This is a genomic window from Arthrobacter sp. E1SS-5, assembly GCF_057073715.1.
In genome coordinates, this window is sequence record NZ_CP172703.1 from 1,748,643 (window position 1) to 1,767,422 (window position 18,780).

The following is an 18,780-nucleotide window of genomic DNA, read 5'->3' on the forward strand; positions in this document are numbered from 1 at the left end:
GTCAGGATCGTGCAGCTAGAACTCTACCGGCATGGTCCTGGTTCGGCCCGGCCGGGGCCCGTCATGACATCGCTCCCGAATCAGACTAGCTTTGTGGGGTGTTGACAATACTGAACGCCGTCAAACGCGTGCTGGTGGGCCGTCCCTTCAGGAATGACCGCCTGTCCCATACCCTGCTCCCAAAGAAGATCGCACTCCCGATCTTCGCATCCGACGCACTGTCCTCCGTGGCCTACGCTCCGGACGAGATCCTGCTGACCCTGGCCCTGGCCGGTGTCAGCGCCGTGGCCATCTCGCCGCTGGTGGGCCTGGCCGTCATGGTGGTGCTGCTCACGGTGGTGGCGTCCTACCGGCAGAATGTGCACGCATACCCGTCGGGCGGCGGCGATTACGAGATCGCCAATGAAAACCTGGGCAAGTACGCGGGGCTGACGGTGGCATCGGCCCTCCTGGTGGACTACGTCCTGACGGTGGCCGTGTCCATGTCCTCGGCCGCCGCCTACCTCACCACGGCTGTGCCGTCACTGCACGGTGAGCAGGCCGTCATAGCCACCATCGGCGTCGTCATCCTTGCCCTGGTGAACCTGCGCGGCATCAAGGAAGCCGGCAGCGTCTTCGCCGTCCCCACCTACATCTTCATGGCTTCCATCCTCGGCATGACGGCAGTGGGCATGTTCCAGGCCGCCACGGGGCAGCTGGGGCAGGCGCCGTCGGCCGCGTTCACCATCGTCCCGGCGGAGGGCTTCGACCAGGGCCTGGTGGGCCTGGCCGGTGCCTTCCTGCTGCTGCGGGCCTTCTCCTCGGGTGCTGCGGCGCTTACGGGCGTGGAGGCGATCAGCAACGGCGTTCCCAACTTCCGGCACCCCAAGAGCAAGAACGCGGCCACCACGCTGCTGCTCCTGGGTGTGATCGGCGCCGCCATGCTGGCCGGCATCATCTACCTGGCCAATGCCACCAAGGTCCACATCGTGCTGGACCCCGCCAAGGAATTCCTGCTGGACGGCAAACCGCTGCCGGAGGGCTACGTCCAGAACCCCGCCATCTCCCAGATCGCCCAGACCATCTTCGGCGCCGGCAGCATTCCCTTCTACATCGTGGTTGCCGCCACCGGCGTCATCCTGGTGTTCGCGTCCAACACCGCCTTCAACGGCTTCCCGGTCCTGGGCTCCATCCTGGCCCAGGACGGCTACCTGCCCCGCCAGCTCCGTACCCGCGGCGACCGCCTCGCGTTCAGCAACGGTGTGCTGGCCCTCGCCGCCGGCGCCCTGGTGCTCATCATTTCGTTCGACGCCGACGTGACAAAGCTCATCCAGCTCTACATCGTGGGTGTTTTCATCTCCTTCACCCTGAGCCAGCTGGGCATGATCCGGCACTGGGGGCGGGAACTGAAACTCGCCAAGGACAAGGCCGTGCGGCGCCGGATGATGAAGTCGCGCACCATCAACACCATTGGCTTCGGCATGACCGGCCTGGTGCTGGTGATCGTGCTCATCACCAAGTTCGAGCAGGGCGCCTGGATCGCCCTGCTGGCCATGTTCATCCTGTTCCTGATCATGTGGAGCATCCGGGCGCACTACGACAACGTGGCCAAGGAACTCGCGGTGGACGAGGATTCCTCCCCCCGGGCGCTTCCCACCCGGGTGCACGCGGTCCTGCTGGTCTCGCACGTGCGCAAGCCGGTCCTGCGGGCCCTCGCCTACGCCCGCGCCTCCCGGCCCTCGCGGCTCGACGCCATCACCGTGGACATTGACCCGGAGGAAACGGCGCACACCATTGCCGACTGGGACAAGCTCGAAATCCCGGTCCCGCTGACCGTCCTCGCCAGCCCCTACCGCGAAACCGTCACGCCCATCATGGACTACGTCAAGCAGATGCGCCTGGACTCCCCGCGGGACCTCATCGTGGTGTACATCCCCGAATACGTGGTGGGCAAGTGGTGGGAGCAGCTGGTGCACAACCAGACGGCCCTGCGCATCAAGACCCGCCTCCACTTCGAGCCCGGCGTCATGGTGGCCAGCGTTCCGTGGCAGCTCAAATCATCCGAAGAAGCAAAGAACCTCCAGGACGTGCAGTGACCAGCAGGACCCCAAGCGCCACCCAGCCCCAGACCCTTGACGCCGGCCACACCGGCGGGGAGGCGGTGCTCGACGTCGGTCCCGTGGCCCATGGCGGGCACAGCGTGGCGCGCCATGAGGGCCGCGTGGTGTTTGTCCGCCACGCCATTCCGGGCGAAAAGGTCCGCGTCCGCCTGACCGACGCGGGGGACAGTGCCAAATTCTGGCGCGCGGATGTCATCGAGGTGCTGGAGGCTTCCCCGGACCGGGTGGAGCACTTCTGGCGCCCGGCGGATTCCCTGCGCGCCTGGCGCCACGGCCATCCGCCGGTTGGCGGCGCCGAGTTCGGCCACATCAGCCTGGCCCGGCAGCGCAGCCTGAAGGCGGACGTGCTGGCCGAGCAGCTCACCCGGCTGGCCGGCTTCGAACATGTACCCTCCGTGTGGACCGGCAGCGTGGAAGCAGTGGGGGAGAAGAACGACGGCGGCGCCGGCCTTGGGTGGCGCACGCGCGCCAGCTTCTCGGTCACCCCCGCCGGCAGGCTGGGAATGCACGCCCACCGTTCCGACCACGTCATCCCGGTGCGGGAAATGCCCCTGGCCAGCGAAGCGATCAACGCCCTGCACCTATGGGACCTGGACCTGCAGGGGGTGGAACGGGTTGAGGTGGCCGCGCCTGCCAACGGCTCGCGCCCGCTGGTGCTCCTGGCCCCGGCTCCCGGAACCAAGGAAAAACGGTTGCGAGCCATCGCCGCCGACGTGCCGGGGGAGGCATCCGTTGCTGGCTTTGATCCGCTGACCGGGCACGTGACGCAACTCCGGGGACGCACTTGGGTGCAGGAATCCGCCGTCGGGCACGAATACCGCGTGACCGGTGAGGGCTTCTGGCAGATCCACCGCGACGCGCCCGGGACCCTTGTGGGGGCTGTGACCGAATTCCTGGAGCCAGGGGACTTCCTGCATCCCGGCGCGGTGGTTGCAGACCTCTACGCCGGCGCGGGGCTCTTCACCGCCGTCCTGGCCGATGCAGTAGGGGAGACCGGAGCAGTGCTCTCCGTGGAAGGGGCGCCCGGAACAAGCCGCGACGCCCGGAAGAACCTTCACTCCGCTGCGCAGGTGGAGGTGGTCCAGGGCCGGGTAGAGCGGGTCCTGCGCCAAAAACCGCGGAATTTCGACGCCCTGGTCCTCGACCCGCCCCGGGCAGGTGCCGGGAAAGCCGTTGTTGGCCAACTGGTCGAATCGCAGCCCCGGGCCATCGCCTACGTGTCCTGCGACCCGGCGTCGTTTGCCCGTGACCTCGGTTACTTCCGCCGCTCAGGATGGCAGCTCACAGGCCTGCGCGCCTTTGATCTCTACCCTCATACCCACCACCTTGAGACGGTGGCACTGCTGACTCCGGGTCCGTGATGCCGCGGGGGTTTTGGACTACGATTGCCGTAGTAGTCCCACGTCGCGCCCGTATTCTCGGCCGGCCGTGTGCAAATTTTCGGGCCCTGGAACTACTTAGGGCGTCCTAACTAGCAGGCGGTCAACCGCGCGACAAAGATGAAACTGTTGCGAGAGGAGTCCTGCGATGAGCACTGTGGACAGTTTCGGTTCAAAAGGCAAACTTAATGTTGCCGGAACCGAATACGAGATTTTCCGGCTGAACTCCGTTGAAGGTGCAGAAAACCTTCCGTTCAGCCTCAAGGTATTGCTTGAAAACCTATTGAGGACCGAAGACGGCGCGAACATCACTGCCGATCACGTTCGCGCTTTGGCAGGCTGGGATCCCAATGCGGAGCCCGATACAGAAATCCAGTTCACGCCGGCACGCGTGATCATGCAGGACTTCACCGGCGTTCCCTGCGTGGTCGACCTTGCCACCATGCGTGAAGCGGTCAAGGACCTCGGCGGCGACCCCAAGCGGGTCAACCCGCTGGCACCGGCCGAAATGGTCATCGACCACTCCGTCCAGATCGATGCGTTCGGCAACGCCGGCGCTCTGGAGCGCAACATGGAGATCGAGTACCAGCGCAACGGGGAGCGTTACCAGTTCCTGCGCTGGGGCCAGACTGCGTTCGACGACTTCAAGGTGGTTCCGCCGGGAACCGGCATCGTGCACCAGGTCAACATCGAGTACCTGGCCCGCACCGTCATGACCCGCGAAGTGGACGGCGCGCTCCGCGCCTACCCTGACACCTGCGTGGGCACCGACTCGCACACCACCATGGTTAACGGCTTGGGCGTCCTGGGCTGGGGCGTTGGCGGCATCGAAGCCGAGGCGGCCATGCTGGGCCAGCCCGTCTCCATGCTGATCCCGCGGGTTGTCGGCTTCAAGCTCAGCGGCAGCATTCCCGCCGGCGCCACCGCCACGGACGTCGTGCTGACCATCACCGAAATGCTCCGCAAGCACGGCGTTGTGGGCAAGTTCGTCGAGTTCTACGGCGAAGGCGTGGCCGAGGTGCCGCTGGCAAACCGCGCCACCATCGGCAACATGAGCCCCGAGTTCGGTTCCACCGCCGCGATGTTCCCCATCGACGACGTCACCCTGGACTACCTGCGCCTCACCGGCCGCTCGGAGCAGAACGTTGCCCTGGTGGAGGCCTACTCCAAGGAACAGGGCCTGTGGCACGATCCTTCCCGCGACATCAAGTTCTCCGAGTACCTGGAACTGGATCTGTCCACGGTTGTTCCGTCCATCGCCGGCCCCAAGCGCCCGCAGGACCGCATTGAACTGACCGAGGCCAAGGACGAGTTCCGCCACGACCTCAAGAACTACGTCCAGCACGATGCCAACGCGGGCACTTTGGACGAGTCCCTCGAAGAGACCTTCCCGGCCTCCGACGCTCCGTCCTTCACCACCGGCGCAACCCACGTTTCGGACACCGACCGCGAACCGCCGAAGTACTCGGCAGCGCACGGCGGTGCCGGACGGATCTCCAGCCCGGTTCCCGTGAAGATGGCCGACGGGCGCGAATTCGAGCTGGACCACGGCGCGGTCACCATCGCGTCCATCACGTCCTGCACCAACACGTCCAACCCCTCGGTCATGCTGGCCGCCGCGGTCCTGGCCCGCAACGCCGTCGAAAAGGGCCTCACGGCCAAGCCGTGGGTCAAGACCTCTGTTGCCCCCGGCTCGAAGGTTGTCACGGACTACTACGAAAAGTCCGGCCTGACCCCCTACCTGGAGAAGCTCGGCTTCTACATCGTGGGTTACGGCTGCGCCACCTGCATCGGCAACTCCGGTCCGCTGGAAGCAGAGATCTCGGAGGCCATCCAGGCCAACGACCTCGCTGTCAGCGCCGTCTTGTCGGGCAACCGCAACTTCGAAGGCCGCATCAACCCGGACGTCAAGATGAACTACCTGGCGTCCCCGCCGCTGGTCATCGCCTACGCCCTGGCCGGATCCATGGACTTCGACTTCGAATCCGACCCCCTGGGCAAGGATGAAGCCGGCAACGACGTCTTCCTGAAGGACATCTGGCCCAACCCGGTTGAGGTGCAGCAGGTCATCGATTCCTCGATCGACAAGGACATGTTCGCCAAGGGTTACGAGGGTGTCTTCGAAGGCGACGACCGCTGGAAGGCGCTCGACACCCCGGCAGGCGACACCTTCGCCTGGGACGAGAAGTCCACCTACGTCCGGAAGCCCCCGTACTTCGAGGGCATGCAGGCGAAGCCGGAGCCCGTCCAGGACATCACCGGTGCCCGCGTGCTCCTGAAGCTCGGCGACTCCGTCACCACCGACCACATCTCCCCGGCCGGTTCGTTCAAGTCCGACACCCCTGCCGGCCAGTACCTGCTGGCCAACGGCGTGGAGCGCAAGGACTTCAACTCCTACGGCTCCCGCCGTGGCAACCACGAAGTGATGATCCGCGGCACGTTCGCCAACATCCGCATCAAGAACCAGCTCCTGGACGGCGTTGAGGGTGGCTTCACCCGCGACTTCACCCAGGCGGACGGCCCGCAGGCCTACGTCTACGACGCCGCCCAGAACTACCAGGCAGCCGGCACCCCGCTGGTGGTCCTGGCAGGCAAGGAGTACGGTTCCGGTTCATCCCGCGACTGGGCCGCCAAGGGCACCGCGCTGCTGGGCGTCAAGGCCGTCATCGCCGAGAGCTACGAGCGCATCCACCGCTCCAACCTCATCGGCATGGGCGTCCTGCCGCTGCAGTACCCGGCCGGCGAGAACGCTGCCAGCCTGGGCCTCACCGGCACGGAGACCTTCTCGGTTGAGGGCGTCACCGCCCTGAACGAGGGCACCACGCCCAAGACCCTGAAAGTCACCGCCACAGCTGAAGACGGCTCCTCGAAGTCGTTCGACGCCGTCCTGCGCATCGATACCCCGGGTGAAGCGGACTACTACCGCAACGGCGGCATCCTGCAGTACGTGCTGCGCCAGATCTCCGCCAACTAGCGGGCTCTGCCAGCAGGCACCATCCCCCGAAGCCCCGGCCGGTCACCGACCAGCCGGGGCTTCGGCTTTTCAGCCACGTCCGGCCCTGCGAACCGAGGCGTTAGAGTTAAACGGCACGTCTACCATCCGAAGGAGGGGCCATTGGGAATCTTGGACACCATCCGGAACCCGCAGGACCTGAACGAGTTGACCGAGGAACAGCTGGAACAGCTGGCTTCGGAGATCAGGGAATTCCTGATCACGAACGTCTCCCAGACGGGCGGCCACCTCGGGCCCAACCTCGGCGTCGTGGAACTGACGCTGGCCGTGCACCGCATTTTCGAATCTCCCCGTGACAGCATCGTCTTCGACACGGGCCACCAGTCCTACGTGCACAAGCTCCTCACCGGACGCCAGGACTTCAGCACGCTCCGCCAGGAAGGCGGCCTCTCCGGCTACCCGGCCCGGGCCGAATCCGAACACGACATCGTGGAAAGCTCCCACGCGTCGTCGTCCCTTTCCTGGGCCGACGGAATCTCCCGCGCCCGCCAGCTCACCGGCGAAGGCTACAGGCATGTGGTAGCCATCGTGGGTGACGGCGCCCTTACAGGTGGCATGGCCTGGGAGGCCATCAACAACATCGCGGCTGACAAGAAGCGCCGCGTGGTGATCGTGGTCAACGACAATGGCCGCTCCTATGCTCCTACGGTGGGCGGATTTGCCGACTACCTCGCCTCACTGCGCCCTACCATCGACTCCTTCCGCGCGGCCCCGGCCTACGAGGGCGCCCTGGACTGGTGGAAGAAGAGGCTGCAAAACGGCGGCCCCGTGGGCCAGTTCACCTACAAGAGCCTGCACGCCATGAAGAAGGGCATTAAGGACTGGTGGGCACCGCAGGGCATGTTCGAGGACCTCGGCATGAAATACATCGGCCCGGTGGACGGCCACAACCTCCAGGCAATGGAGAACGCACTTTCCACTGCCAAGAATTACGGCGGCCCCGTCATCGTCCATGCCATGACCGAAAAAGGCCACGGCTACGCTCCGGCCCGCGCCCACGAAGCTGACCAGTTCCACGCCGTTGGCATCATCGATCCGGAGACGGGCGAGCCCACCGGCAGCGGCAGCGCACAGTCCTGGACCTCCGTGTTCGCGGAGGAGATCGCCGCCATCGCCGACGAACGCGACGACATCGTGGGCATCACCGGCGCCATGCTGATTCCGGTAGGCCTGCACAAGTTTGCGGCCAAACACCCCAAGCGGGTCATCGACGTCGGCATCGCCGAACAGCATGCGCTGACCGCCGCCGCGGGCATGGCCTTCGGCGGGCTGCACCCCGTGGTGGCCGTCTACGCCACGTTCCTGAACCGGGCCTTCGACCAGCTGCTGATGGACGTCGCCCTCCACAAGGCCGGCGTCACCATCGTCCTGGATCGCGCAGGGGTCACCGGCCCCGACGGTGCCAGCCACCACGGCATGTGGGACATGGCCATGGTGCAGATCGTTCCCGGCCTTCACCTGGCGGCGCCCCGTGACGCCACCCGGCTTCGCGAGGAACTTCGCGAGGCCGTGGCCATCAGCGACGCCCCCAGCGTGGTGCGATTCTCCAAGGGATCTGTTGGCCCGGCAGTCGAGGCCCTGGAGCGGCTGAGCGACGGCGTGGACGTCCTCGCCCGCCGCCCCTCCGGCTCCACCGAAAACGACGTGCTCATCGTCAGCGTCGGCGCCATGTCCGAGCTGGCCCTTGACGTTTCCAACCGGCTCGGTGCGCAGGGCATCAGCACCACGGTGGTGGACCCGCGCTGGGTTCTTCCGGTCCGCCAGTCCATCATTGCGCTGGCATCGCACCACCGCTTGGTGATCTGCATCGAGGACGGCGTCCGCGCCGGCGGCGTGGGCTCGCGCATAAGGCAGGAAATGCGGGCGGCAGGAGTGGACACCGCACTGAATGAGGTGGGCCTGCCCGTTGAGTTCCTGGAGCATGGCACCCGCAACCAGGTGCTGGAGCGCGTTGGACTTACCGCCCAGCAGATCACGCACGACGTCGTGGCCCAGGTCCTGGGCACGAAGGTTCCGTTTGCGCGGCCCCTGCCCGGGCAGCAGCACCCCACCACCGGCAGCCTTCCGATCCTGTGAGGGACGAGGATGAACTGAAGTACCCCGGGCCTGCCGGGGAATCCGGACCGGTTCTGCACACCACAACCACACGCGTCCCCAACGGGCTGGAGCCGGGCCAGTTGGTGGTTTCGCGCAACCGTAAGTGGAATGGCAAGGCCCACTGGGTTGTGCCCGGCCGGTACATCGGCGAAGACCAGCACGGCTGGTGGATTTTCCAGGGCACCAACGAGTTCTGTTCCCGCCCGGGCGCCGCCTTCTACACGCGCTCCGACGCGGTCCTGCTGGTGCCGCGGCAGGGTGACTGGGTGGCCACGTTCTACGACTCTGCCCACCCCGGCGGCGTGCGCGTGTACATCGACCTCGCTGTCGGCCACGAGTGGACGCACATCCGGCCCGCGGTGACCGAGTTCCATGTGATCGACATGGACCTGGACGTCATCCGCACGGCCGGCCGCGGCGTCTTCATCGACGACCAGGACGAATTCGCGGAGCACAGCGTCTCCATGCACTACCCGGAGCGGCTGATCCAGGACATCCAGGCCGCCGCGGACGATCTCTACCATGCAGTCAAGGCGCAGCAGGCGCCCTTCGACGGCACCGACGTCGACTGGTTTACCAAAGGACGCAACACATGAGCGGCATTGTCAGGGTCTACAAGCGCGACGACGAAGGCGCCCTCCAGTTCAGGGAAGCCTGGTTCGACGAGGACTACTCCCAGTTCGTGATGAATTTCGGCGCCGTGGGGCACCAGAGCAAGACGGAGGAGACCGACGTTCCCGATGCCGCCGCTGCCGATGGGCTCCTGGACGCCTTTGCGGCGCAGTGCGCTGAGGACGGCTATGCAGAGATCCCCACTGAGGAGCAGTTCTGGGTGGTGGCCCAGTTCGCCCTCAAGACCAGGGAAGGCACGGACCGGGACCGTTACCTGGAGCAGAAGGCCAAGGACGCGCTGATCAGCCACCTGGCATGGCGCGGCCTGGGCACGGTGGAGCGCTCAGAGTTCACCGACTACAAGCTCAACATCTTCTGCCTGTGCCCGGACGTGAACAAGGCGGTCAACGCCATCAAGGTCTGCATCCGCGGCGAGGACCTGGACTTCACCAAGCTCAGCATCGGCGCTGCGCCCTACAAAGACCCGGACCATTTCAAACTCAAGCACTCAGCCAAGCCCGCCGGCAGCTTCAGCCTTTAGGAGACATCGTTGACCAGTTACCGCCGCCTCGGAAAATCAGGCCTCACCGTCTCCACCGTGGGACTTGGCTGCAACAACCTGGGCCGGGCGAACACCGCCACGGAGTCGCAGGACGCAACTGACGCCGTCGTCCATGCCGCGATCGACGCCGGCATCACCCTGTTTGACGTCGCAGACACCTATGGCCGGGAACCGGGCCTCAGTGAGACCATGCTCGGCAAGGCCCTCGGCGCCCGCCGTGGTGACGTGGTCCTGGCCACCAAGTTCGGGATGGATGCCCAGGGCGCTAACGGCCCGGACTTCGGCGCCCGCGGCTCCCGGCGGTACATCATGCAGGCAGTGGAGGCTTCGCTGCGCCGGCTGGGCACCGACTGGATCGACCTGTACCAGTTCCACACCCCGGACCCTCTCACCCCCATCGACGAAACCCTGGCGGCGCTGGACACCCTGGTCCGCAGCGGCAAGGTCCGCTACATCGGGCACTCCAACCGATCCGGCTGGCAGATCGCCCAGGCGGAGTACGTGGCCCGCGAACTGGGCACCGAGCGGTTCATCTCCTCGCAGAACCACTACAACCTCCTGGACCGGCGTGCCGAACTCGAAGTGACCCCGGCAGCCGAGGAGTTCGGCCTGGGCGTGCTGCCGTACTTCCCACTGGCCAACGGGCTGCTCACCGGCAAGTACGCGCCGGGCCACGCGCCTGAAGGGTCGCGCCTCAGCCACACGCGCACCAACCTGGTGAACGACGCGGACTGGGACCAGTTGGGCAGCTTCAGCGCCTTCGCCAAGGAACGCGGCCTGACGGAGATTGAGGTGGCCTTTTCCTGGCTCGCCGCCCAGCCTTCGGTGGCCAGCGTCATCGCTGGCGCCACCAGGCCGGAGCAGGTCAGGCAGAATGCTGAAGCGGCCAACTGGGTCCCCACCCCCGAGGACCTCGCTGAACTGGACGGGATCTTCCCCGCAGTGCCCAAGGTGGCACTCTTCTAGGCAGCCGTGCCCGCCTACCTGCTGGACGTCGATACCGGCATCGACGACGCCCTGGCGCTTGCCTACCTTGCCGCCCTCCCGGAGACCGAGTTCGTGGCGGTGACGGCGACGCCGGGGAACGTGGACGCGGACCACGTGGCCCGCAACACCCTGGCGCTGCTGGAGCTGTGCGGCCGGCCCGGGGTGCAGGTGGCAGTCGGTGCCCGCAAGCCGTTGTCCATTCCGCTGCTCACCACGCCGGAAACCCACGGACCCCAGGGCATCGGCTATGCCGTCCTGCCCGAACCATCCGGCCGGCTCAGCCCGCGGGACGCGGTGGACCTCTGGGTCGAGCACGCCAGGGCCCGGCCGGGGGAGCTCACCGCTCTGATCACGGCCCCGCTAACCAACTTCGCGCTGGCGCTGCGGAAGGAACCGGACCTTCCCGATCTCCTGGCCAAGGTGGTGATCATGGGTGGTGCCTTCTACCACCAGGGCAACACCACGCCCACGGCCGAATGGAACACGCACGTGGATCCCCACGCCGCCAAGGAGGTCTACGCCGCGTACCGGGGACGGCCGGAGGAGAAACTGCCCATCGTCTGCTCGCTGGACACCACCGAACGCATGGAGCTGCACCCCGCCCACGTCACGGCACTGGCCAAGGCTGCGGGTGCCACCGTCCCGGAACTGGTGCTTCCCGGGGATCCCGAGGGCCGGCGCAGCACCTCAGACAACCCGCTGGTCAGGCACCTGTCCGATGCCCTTCGTTTCTATTTCGAATTCCACCGGCACTACGACCAGGGGTACCTGGCCCACGTCCACGACTTTTTCGCCGCCGGAGTCGCCGCCGGCACGCTCGAGTACACCACCCGGCCCGCCACCGTGGACGTCGAAACCGACTCCCCGCTCCTGGTGGGAACCACCGTGGCTGACTTCCGCGGACTCTGGGGCGTGCCCCCCAACGCCCGGGTCGTGTCCGGCAACAACCCGCAGCAGGCCTTTGGTGAGCTCGTGTCCGCCGTCGGGAAGTTGGCCCGGCGGGTGGGATAAAAAGAACTTGGCCGCGGAATGGCCGGTAGAATGGGCTTCGGACCGGCCCGGCGCAGTTGCCGCCGGCCGCTGCCGAGGTGACATAGGCAGCGACACTCCGGCCCGGCACTGCCGGGCCACTGCCTGCATCCCAAAGGAACATTCCCCATGTCATCGCCCTCTTTGACGCTCCCGTCACAGGAACGCATCCCGGCCAGGCGCCGGCTGCTGGAGATCCTCGGCGCCCTGGCCATCGCCGCAACCTACATCTACCTGGTGCTCAACCAGCCGGCCGACATCACCGGCGGCCCGGGCAGCGCCTCAGCCCTGATTGCCCTTACCGGCTTCCTGGCGGGGGCGGTCCTGCTGATCGTCGCCGTCCTGCCCACCCTGCCGGCGTCCACGCTGGTGCTGATCCCGGTGGCTTTGGTCCTGAACATCGTGCTGGGTCAGTTCGTCGGCAGCACCCTGGTGCCCTTCTACCTCGATGCCATTGGCACGGTGCTGATCGCCGTGCTGGCCGGACCGGCAGCCGGCGCAGCCACCGGTGCGCTCAGCAGCATCGTCTGGTCTTTCTTCAACCCCACGGTGCTGCCGTTCGCCGCCGGCGCCGCGCTGATCGGCTGCCTGGCGGGACTGGCAGCGCGCTACGGCCTGTTCCGCCGTTTTTACCTGGCTCCGGTTGCCGGTTTCGTCACCGGGATTATCGCGGGCGTTGTCTCCGCGCCGGTGGCCGCCTTCGTCTTCGGCGGAACCTCGGGCGTCGCCACGGGCGCCATCGTCAGCGCCTTCCGGGCCATGGGCGACACCCTCCTGGCCGCCATCACCAAGCAGGCGCTGATCTCCGACCCCATGGATAAGGCGATCGTGTTCACCATCGTCGCCGTCCTGGTCTACGCGCTGCCCCGCCGGGCACGCCAGCAGTTCCCCTTCATCCGGCGCCACCGGGTCCTGGCCGGCAACACCCCGGCAGCCGAGCCCCGCGTGGACGCCCCGGCCCAGGGTACGGTCCAGGCCCCGGCCAAAGGCACTGCCCACGATTCAGCCCCCAAGGGCTGACCGGACCCTGTGACAGTATCCCCGGCAGTCAGGACTGCAGCGTGACCAGGCGGACGCGGCTTAATCCCCTGACCTGGCTGGTGGCTGCCGGCAGCACGGCGGCCATCACGACGGCGGCTGCAAGTTGGCAGCTGTCGGTCGCCGTGGTTGCCGCGTGCCTTGGCCTGTCCCTGACGGGCGGCACAGCCCGCCGCATGCTGCCGGCTGCCGCCGCCGTCCTGGTCCCGTTTGGGTTGTCACTGCTGGTGCTGCACGGACTGTTCTTCCCTGAAGGGCGCACAGTCCTGGCGGAGTGGGGGCCTGCCCGCATCACGGCAGAAGGCCTGGACTTCGCGGGCCAGCGGATCCTGCAGCTGGCCGCCGTCGTCATGGCCCTGCTGCTGTTCTCGTTCAGCGTCAGAGTTCCTGACCTGGTAGCCGCGTTGTCCGCGCGCGGGGTGCAGGGCAGGTTCGCATTCGTGCTGGCGTCCACCCTGACCCTGCTGCCCGCCATCGCGGCACGGGCACAGCGGATCCGGCAGGCCCAGGAATCACGCGGCCTGGTGGTCACCCGCAGCCTGGTGTCCCGGGTTGGCGCGTTCCGGCTGCAGGCCGTCCCCCTGGTCCTGTCCCTGATCGAGGATGCCGGCACTCGGGCGGCCGCTTTGGAGGCGCGCGGACTGAGCAGTCCCGGCCCGCGTACCAGCTACCGGGAAATTCCCGATTCCAGCCTTCAGCGGACGGCACGCGCGGTTCTGGTGCTGCTTGCCGTGGCAGCGGTGGTGCTCCGTGTGGTGCAGGCAGGCGCGGGTGGCTGAGCGCATGATCGCAGGAAGCCCAGAGAGCGCCAGTAGTGCCAGTGATGCACCCGCGCCTGTGCTTACGGCCGGGATCCGGCATTTCACTTTTCACGACGGGCGCGCCCCTGCACTGCGGGACGTCGTTGTCTCCTTTCCGCCCGGGTCCTTCACAGCCATCCTGGGCGCTTCCGGAGGCGGCAAATCCACCCTGGGCCGCCTCCTGGCAGGCTGGCTGCCACCGGGCGGCCACGGGACCCTGTCAGGGTTCCTTGAGCTGTCCGGCACCCGGTTGGAGTTCGACGGCGGCCCGGGGGATCCGCGGATCAACCCGGCGGAGTGGGGCCGCCACGTGGGCTTCGTCCCGCAGGACCCGGCCACCGTCCTGTCCACCGTCCGGTCGACGGTGGCCGAGGAACTGGCGTTCGGATTGGAAAACGCCGGGATGGAGCGCGCAGCCATGGTGGCGGCCGTGCAGCACACCGCCGGGCTGCTGGGACTGCGCAGCAAGCTGGACCAGGACCCGGCACGGCTCTCCGGTGGCCAGCTGCGCCGCCTGGCCATCGGCTGCGCGATCATCGCAGGCCCCCCGGTACTTGTCATGGACGAGCCCTTCGCCTCCCTGGACGCGGCAGGAGCTGCGGATCTTGCCGCCCTGGTGCGCGACCTCCTGGACCGCGGCACCGCCGTCGTGATCCTCAGCCAGACGCTGGATCCGCTGCTGCGGGAGGCCGGCACCTGGGTGGTGCTGTCGGACGGCACAGTCATCGCCAGCGGTCCGCCTGGCGGTTTGGAGCGGAGCCCTGATGCCCTGCCGGCAGCGATCCGGCGTCCTGTTCCCGTGCAGGCTGCAGCGCGCGCCCTGCCGCGAGCCGCCGGAGTAGAACCAGCGCCCCCTGCGCTGCAGCTCCGGGGTGTGTGCTTCAGATACCCGGAGGCACCAGCCCGCGGCAAGCGAAAGAGGAAATCTGCCCAGGCGGAGGAGCCTGGCCACCCCGGCCTGGTACTGCGCAACGTTGACCTGGCAGTCCATCCGGGTGAGATCGTGGCCGTGACGGGCCCCAACGGCGCCGGCAAATCAACCCTCCTGCGGCACTTCAACGGCCTGCTGCGTCCTACAGCGGGCAGCGTGGCAGTCGGCGGCGTTGACATCGCGGGGGCGCCGGTGGGAAGGACCGCGGCCTCGGTGGGCCTGCTGTTCCAGCAGCCACGTGACCAGTTGTTTGAGCGGACCGTGCTCCGGGAGGTCAGCTTCGGGCTTGACCGCCTGGTGGGCCCGGACATGGCAAGGGAGCGTGCCGCCGCGGCGCTGCAGGCGGTGGGCCTGGTGGCTGCAGCTGAAGAACATCCCGCCGAGCTCCCGGCATCCGCCCAGCGCCTCCTGGCCCTGGCCACCGTCGTGGCACGCAGGCCCGCCGTCCTGGCGCTGGATGAGCCCACCGTGGCGCTGGACGGGGACGGGCTGGCCCTGCTCGATGCCGCCGTAACGTCGGCAGCGGCGGAGGGCGCCGCCGTCGTGCTGGTCACCCACGACCTGGGCTACGCACGCTCGGCGGCGCACCGCACTTTGGCACTGGACGGTGGCCGGCTGGTGCCGGCCTGACCGTCCGGGCCGCCTGGGCAGTAGTGGCGCCAGGCGGCCTGTGGTTGCTTAGCCCTGCACTGCGGAGGCGACGCCGGGGGCCAGGAAGCGCTTGCCGTTGACCCGTTCCGAGGCGCCCACGCGGTCCAGGTACGGCGTCATGCCGCCCAGGAACATCGGCCAGCCCGCACCCAGGATCATGCAGAGGTCGATGTCCTCGGGCCCTGCCACGACGCCCTCGTCCAGCATCAGGCCGATTTCCTCGGCCAGGGCATCCTGGACGCGGCGCAGCACCTGCTCTCCGGTGGAGGGGCTGGTACCGAAGGACATCAGCTCCAGGGTGGAGGCCGGGATAGCCCGTGAGCCGTTCGGCGTGGTCTCCCACAACGCCTTGACGTTGTTGTCGATGAGCTTCTTCAGGTTGGTGGACACCGGGAAGCGGTCCCCGAAGGCTGCGTGCAGCGATTCCTGGACGTGCTGCGCCACCGGCAGGCCCACCATGGCCAGCAGTGTGAACGGCGTCATGGGCAGGCCCATGGGACGCAGGGCGGTGTCCGCCACCTCTGCCGGGGTGCCTTCATCAAACGCGGCCGTCACCTCGCCCATGAGGCGGAGCAGGATGCGGTTGACCACGAAGGCGGCGGCGTCCTTGACCAGTACGCCGGTCTTCTTCAGGGCCTTGGCCAGTTCGAAGGCGGTGGCCAGTACGGCGTCATCGGTCCGCGGGGCCCGGACGATCTCCAGCAGCGGCATGACGGCCACGGGGTTGAAGAAGTGGAAGCCCACCAGCCGCTCGGGGTGCTGCAGGTCGGCGGCCATCTCCGTGACCGAGAGGGAGGACGTGTTGGTGGCCAGGATGCACTCCGGCGACACGATCCCTTCGAGTTCGGCGAAGACCTGCTTCTTGATGTGCAGTTCCTCAAACACGGCCTCGATGACGAAGTCGGCGTCGGCAAACGCTTCCTTGGATACCGAACCCGTCACCAGGGCCTTGGTGCGGTTGGCTGCGTCCTGGCTGACGCGCCCCTTGGCCAGGAGCTTGTCCACCTCGGCATGGACGTAGGCAACGCCCTTGTCCACGCGCGCCTGGTCGATGTCGGTCAGGACCACCGGGACCTTCAGCTGGCGGGCAAAGACCAGTGCCAGCTGGCCGGCCATCAGCCCGGCGCCCACCACGCCCACCTTGGTGACGGGGCGGGCCAGCTTGCGGTCGGGGGCGCCGGCCGGGCGCTTGGCACGCTTCTGCACCAGGTCCAGGAAGGCGTAGACCGTGGAGCGGAACTCGTCCGTCTGCATGAGCTCCGCCAGGGTTTCGCATTCCAGCGCGGCGGATTCCGCGGCCGTCATGGTCCGGTTGGCCTCGAGGAGTTCCAGGACCTTGGCCGGGGCGGGGGAGGCGTTGGAGATCTTGCCCTCGACGAACTTCCGGCCGGCGTCAACTGCCGCGGTCCAGCGGGCCGCGGCATCAGGGGAGGAAGGGTCGACGGCGTTGGGCCGCTCCGGGACCACGTCGCCGGAGATAACTCCCGCGGCCCAGGCGAGCGACTGTTCCAGGAAATCGGCAGGTTCGAAGAGGGCATCGGCGATACCCAGCTTGAAGGCCTGCGTGCCTGAAAGGGTCCGGTTGTTGCTGAGCGGGTTTTCGATCATGACCTTGACCGCGTTCTCCGGGCCCACCAGGCGGGGGAGGATGTAGACGCCGCCCCAGCCGGGCACCAGGCCCAGGAATCCTTCGGGCAGGGCCAGGGCGCCCGCGCCGGTGGACACCGTCCGGTAGGTGGACTGAAGGGCGATCTCCAGGCCGCCGCCCAGGGCAGCTCCGTTGATGAAGGCGAAGCTGGGGACGCCCAGGTCTGCCAGGGTGGCGTAGACGTCGTGGCCCAGCTGTGCCATCCACAGCCCGTGCTCGCGCTGCTCCAGGGACTTCACGGCGGAAAGATCCGCCCCGGCCACCAGGTAGTGCGGCTTGCCGGTCACGCCGACGCCCACGATTTCGCCGCGGGCTGCGCGGTCCCGCAGGCCTTCCAGCACGGTGCCCAGCTCCACCAGGGTGTTGGGGCCCAGGGTGGTCGGCTTCGTGTGGTCAAGGTCGTTGTCCAGGGTGACCAGGGCGAAGGTGCCCGGGCTCGGTTTTCCGGCAGTTCCCGGCAGGGCAATGTCCTGCACGTAGGAGTGGGTCACGGTTTCGTTGGGGAAGAGGTCGGCCAACTTGCGGAAATCTGCGGCGCTCATGCCAGGGCTCCTTCGGAAACGGTAGCGGCGGCGGAAACGGTAGCGGCGGTCTCGCCGGAGGGGGTTCCACTGTAGTCGGGGTGGTGCGGGTTTTCCCAGATCACGGTGCCGCCCATCCCCAGGCCCACGCACATGGTGGTGATCCCGTAGCGCACCGTCGGGTCTTCCTCGAACTGCCGGGCCAGTTGGATCATCAGCCGCACGCCCGAGGAGGCGAGGGGATGGCCCACGGCAATGGCGCCGCCGTACCGGTTCACCCGGGGGTCGTCGTCGGCAATGCCGTAGTGGTCCAGGAAGCTCAGGACCTGGACGGCGAACGCCTCGTTGATTTCGAATAGGCCGATGTTGTCGATGGTCAGCCCGGCGTTCTGCAGCGCCTTTTCGGTGGCGGGTACGGGGCCGATGCCCATCACCTCCGGCTCCACGCCCGCGTAGGCGTAGCTGACCAGCCGCATCTTCACCGGCAAGCCCAGTTCTGCGGCGGCGTCGGAGGACGCCAGGACTGCGGCGGTGGCGCCGTCGTTAAGGCCGGCCGCGTTACCGGCCGTGACCCGGCCGTGGGCGCGGAACGGGGTGCGCAGGCCGGCGAGGTCGGCCGTGGTGGTGCCGGGCCGCGGCGGCTCATCCTTGCTGTGGACGGTCCAGCCCTCGCCGGGCTTGCGGGCAGCGACGGGCACCAGGTCCGGCTGGATCTGCCCGCCCTGGTAGGCCGCCGCCAGCTTGTCCTGGGAAGCCACCGCATACGCGTCCGTGCGCTGCTTGGTGATGGCCGGGAAACGGTCGTGCAGGTTTTCTGCGGTGTTGCCCATGTTCAGTGCGGCCGGGTCCACCAGGCGTTCGGACATGAACCGTGGGTTGGGGTCGGCCCCGGAGCCCATCGGATGGTGGCCCATGTGCTCCACGCCGCCGGCGATCACAACGTCGTAGGCGCCGAAACCGATGCCGCCCGCCGTCGTCGTGACGGCAGTCATGGCACCGGCGCACATGCGGTCGATGGCGAAGCCGGGAACGGTACGCGGGAGGCCTGCCAGCAGGGCGGCGGTCCGGCCCAGGGTGAGGCCCTGGTCGCCCGTCTGGGTGGTAGCGGCAATGGCCACCTCGTCGATCCGCTCCGGCGGCAGGGATGGGTTGCGGCGCAGCAGGCCGCGGATGCATTTCACGATCAGGTCGTCGGCCCGGGTTCCGGCGTAGATTCCTTTCTCGCCGGCCCTGCCGAAGGGTGTGCGGATGCCGTCCACAAAGACGACGTCGCGGACAGTGCGCTGGGATGCGCCGCTTCCGTGCTGGCTCACGTGTAACTCCTCATCGAGACGTAACGCGCCGGTGCATGCCGGAGGGCGGCAGCAGCCTGACGTGGGTCACATCGATGTTACTCGTGAGTAACTTCGCCTG

General features: G+C 67.6%; 13 protein-coding genes. 11 read left to right on the forward strand and 2 right to left on the reverse strand.

Annotated elements, in window-relative coordinates:
- Positions 1-98: 98 nt before the first annotated feature.
- The 11 genes from ACIGJD_RS08055 (at position 99) to ACIGJD_RS08105 (ending at position 15,177) form a co-directional block, all read left to right on the forward strand.
- Complete coding sequence (locus ACIGJD_RS08055) at positions 99-2,075, forward strand: APC family permease (protein WP_142134217.1); 1,977 nt, start codon at positions 99-101, stop codon at positions 2,073-2,075.
- Positions 2,072-3,460, forward strand: a complete 1,389-nt coding sequence (locus tag ACIGJD_RS08060) for a class I SAM-dependent RNA methyltransferase (RefSeq protein WP_483689059.1) — start codon at positions 2,072-2,074, stop codon at positions 3,458-3,460. The genes ACIGJD_RS08055 and ACIGJD_RS08060 overlap by 4 nt, the downstream gene beginning before the upstream one ends.
- Before the next feature lie 166 nt (positions 3,461-3,626).
- A complete protein-coding gene (locus ACIGJD_RS08065) occupies positions 3,627-6,452 on the forward strand; it encodes an aconitate hydratase (RefSeq protein WP_483689060.1) in 2,826 nt (941 codons plus the stop codon).
- Between the two features lie 141 nt (positions 6,453-6,593).
- Positions 6,594-8,567 (forward strand): 1-deoxy-D-xylulose-5-phosphate synthase, encoded by a 1,974-nt coding sequence (dxs, locus tag ACIGJD_RS08070; protein WP_483689061.1) that lies wholly within the window; start codon positions 6,594-6,596, stop codon positions 8,565-8,567.
- Positions 8,564-9,184, forward strand: a complete 621-nt coding sequence (locus ACIGJD_RS08075) for a DUF402 domain-containing protein (RefSeq protein WP_200830725.1) — start codon at positions 8,564-8,566, stop codon at positions 9,182-9,184. Before dxs ends, ACIGJD_RS08075 begins: the two co-directional genes overlap by 4 nt.
- Complete coding sequence (locus tag ACIGJD_RS08080) at positions 9,181-9,741, forward strand: hypothetical protein (RefSeq protein WP_483689062.1); 561 nt, start codon at positions 9,181-9,183, stop codon at positions 9,739-9,741. The genes ACIGJD_RS08075 and ACIGJD_RS08080 overlap by 4 nt, the downstream gene beginning before the upstream one ends.
- Positions 9,742-9,750: 9 nt before the next feature.
- Complete coding sequence (locus ACIGJD_RS08085; protein ID WP_483689063.1) at positions 9,751-10,728, forward strand: aldo/keto reductase; 978 nt, start codon at positions 9,751-9,753, stop codon at positions 10,726-10,728.
- 6 nt (positions 10,729-10,734) lie between these two features.
- Complete coding sequence (locus ACIGJD_RS08090) at positions 10,735-11,760, forward strand: nucleoside hydrolase (protein ID WP_483689064.1); 1,026 nt, start codon at positions 10,735-10,737, stop codon at positions 11,758-11,760.
- 147 nt (positions 11,761-11,907) lie between these two features.
- Positions 11,908-12,798, forward strand: coding sequence for an ECF transporter S component (locus ACIGJD_RS08095; RefSeq protein WP_483689065.1), 891 nt, complete (start codon positions 11,908-11,910; stop codon positions 12,796-12,798).
- Positions 12,799-12,839: 41 nt separating this feature from the next.
- Positions 12,840-13,595 (forward strand): energy-coupling factor transporter transmembrane component T, encoded by a 756-nt coding sequence (locus tag ACIGJD_RS08100; protein WP_483689066.1) that lies wholly within the window; start codon positions 12,840-12,842, stop codon positions 13,593-13,595.
- Positions 13,596-13,599: 4 nt separating this feature from the next.
- Entirely contained in the window at positions 13,600-15,177 is a 1,578-nt protein-coding gene (locus tag ACIGJD_RS08105; RefSeq protein WP_483689067.1) for an ABC transporter ATP-binding protein, read from the forward strand.
- A gap of 48 nt (positions 15,178-15,225) precedes the next feature.
- On the opposite strand, the gene ACIGJD_RS08110 is transcribed toward ACIGJD_RS08105, so the two are convergent.
- Positions 15,226-17,388: a 3-hydroxyacyl-CoA dehydrogenase NAD-binding domain-containing protein gene (locus tag ACIGJD_RS08110; RefSeq protein ID WP_483689068.1), complete on the reverse strand. Its 2,163-nt coding sequence runs from the start codon at positions 17,386-17,388 to the stop codon at positions 15,226-15,228.
- On the reverse strand, positions 17,385-18,680 hold the full coding sequence (locus ACIGJD_RS08115) for a thiolase family protein (protein ID WP_483689069.1): 1,296 nt from the start codon (positions 18,678-18,680) through the stop codon (positions 17,385-17,387). Before ACIGJD_RS08115 ends, ACIGJD_RS08110 begins: the two co-directional genes overlap by 4 nt.
- Positions 18,681-18,780 lie beyond the last annotated feature (100 nt).

Bases quoted from the DNA above. Each gene is read 5' to 3' on its own strand.
- ACIGJD_RS08065 (WP_483689060.1), top strand. From the start codon at position 3,627: ATGAGCACTGTGGACAGTTTCGGTTCAAAAGGCAAACTTAATGTTGCC.
- ACIGJD_RS08080 (WP_483689062.1), top strand. From the start codon at position 9,181: ATGAGCGGCATTGTCAGGGTCTACAAGCGCGACGACGAAGGCGCCCTC.
- ACIGJD_RS08095 (WP_483689065.1), top strand. From the start codon at position 11,908: ATGTCATCGCCCTCTTTGACGCTCCCGTCACAGGAACGCATCCCGGCC.
- ACIGJD_RS08105 (WP_483689067.1), top strand. From the start codon at position 13,600: ATGATCGCAGGAAGCCCAGAGAGCGCCAGTAGTGCCAGTGATGCACCC.
- ACIGJD_RS08110 (WP_483689068.1), bottom strand. From the start codon at position 17,388: ATGAGCGCCGCAGATTTCCGCAAGTTGGCCGACCTCTTCCCCAACGAA.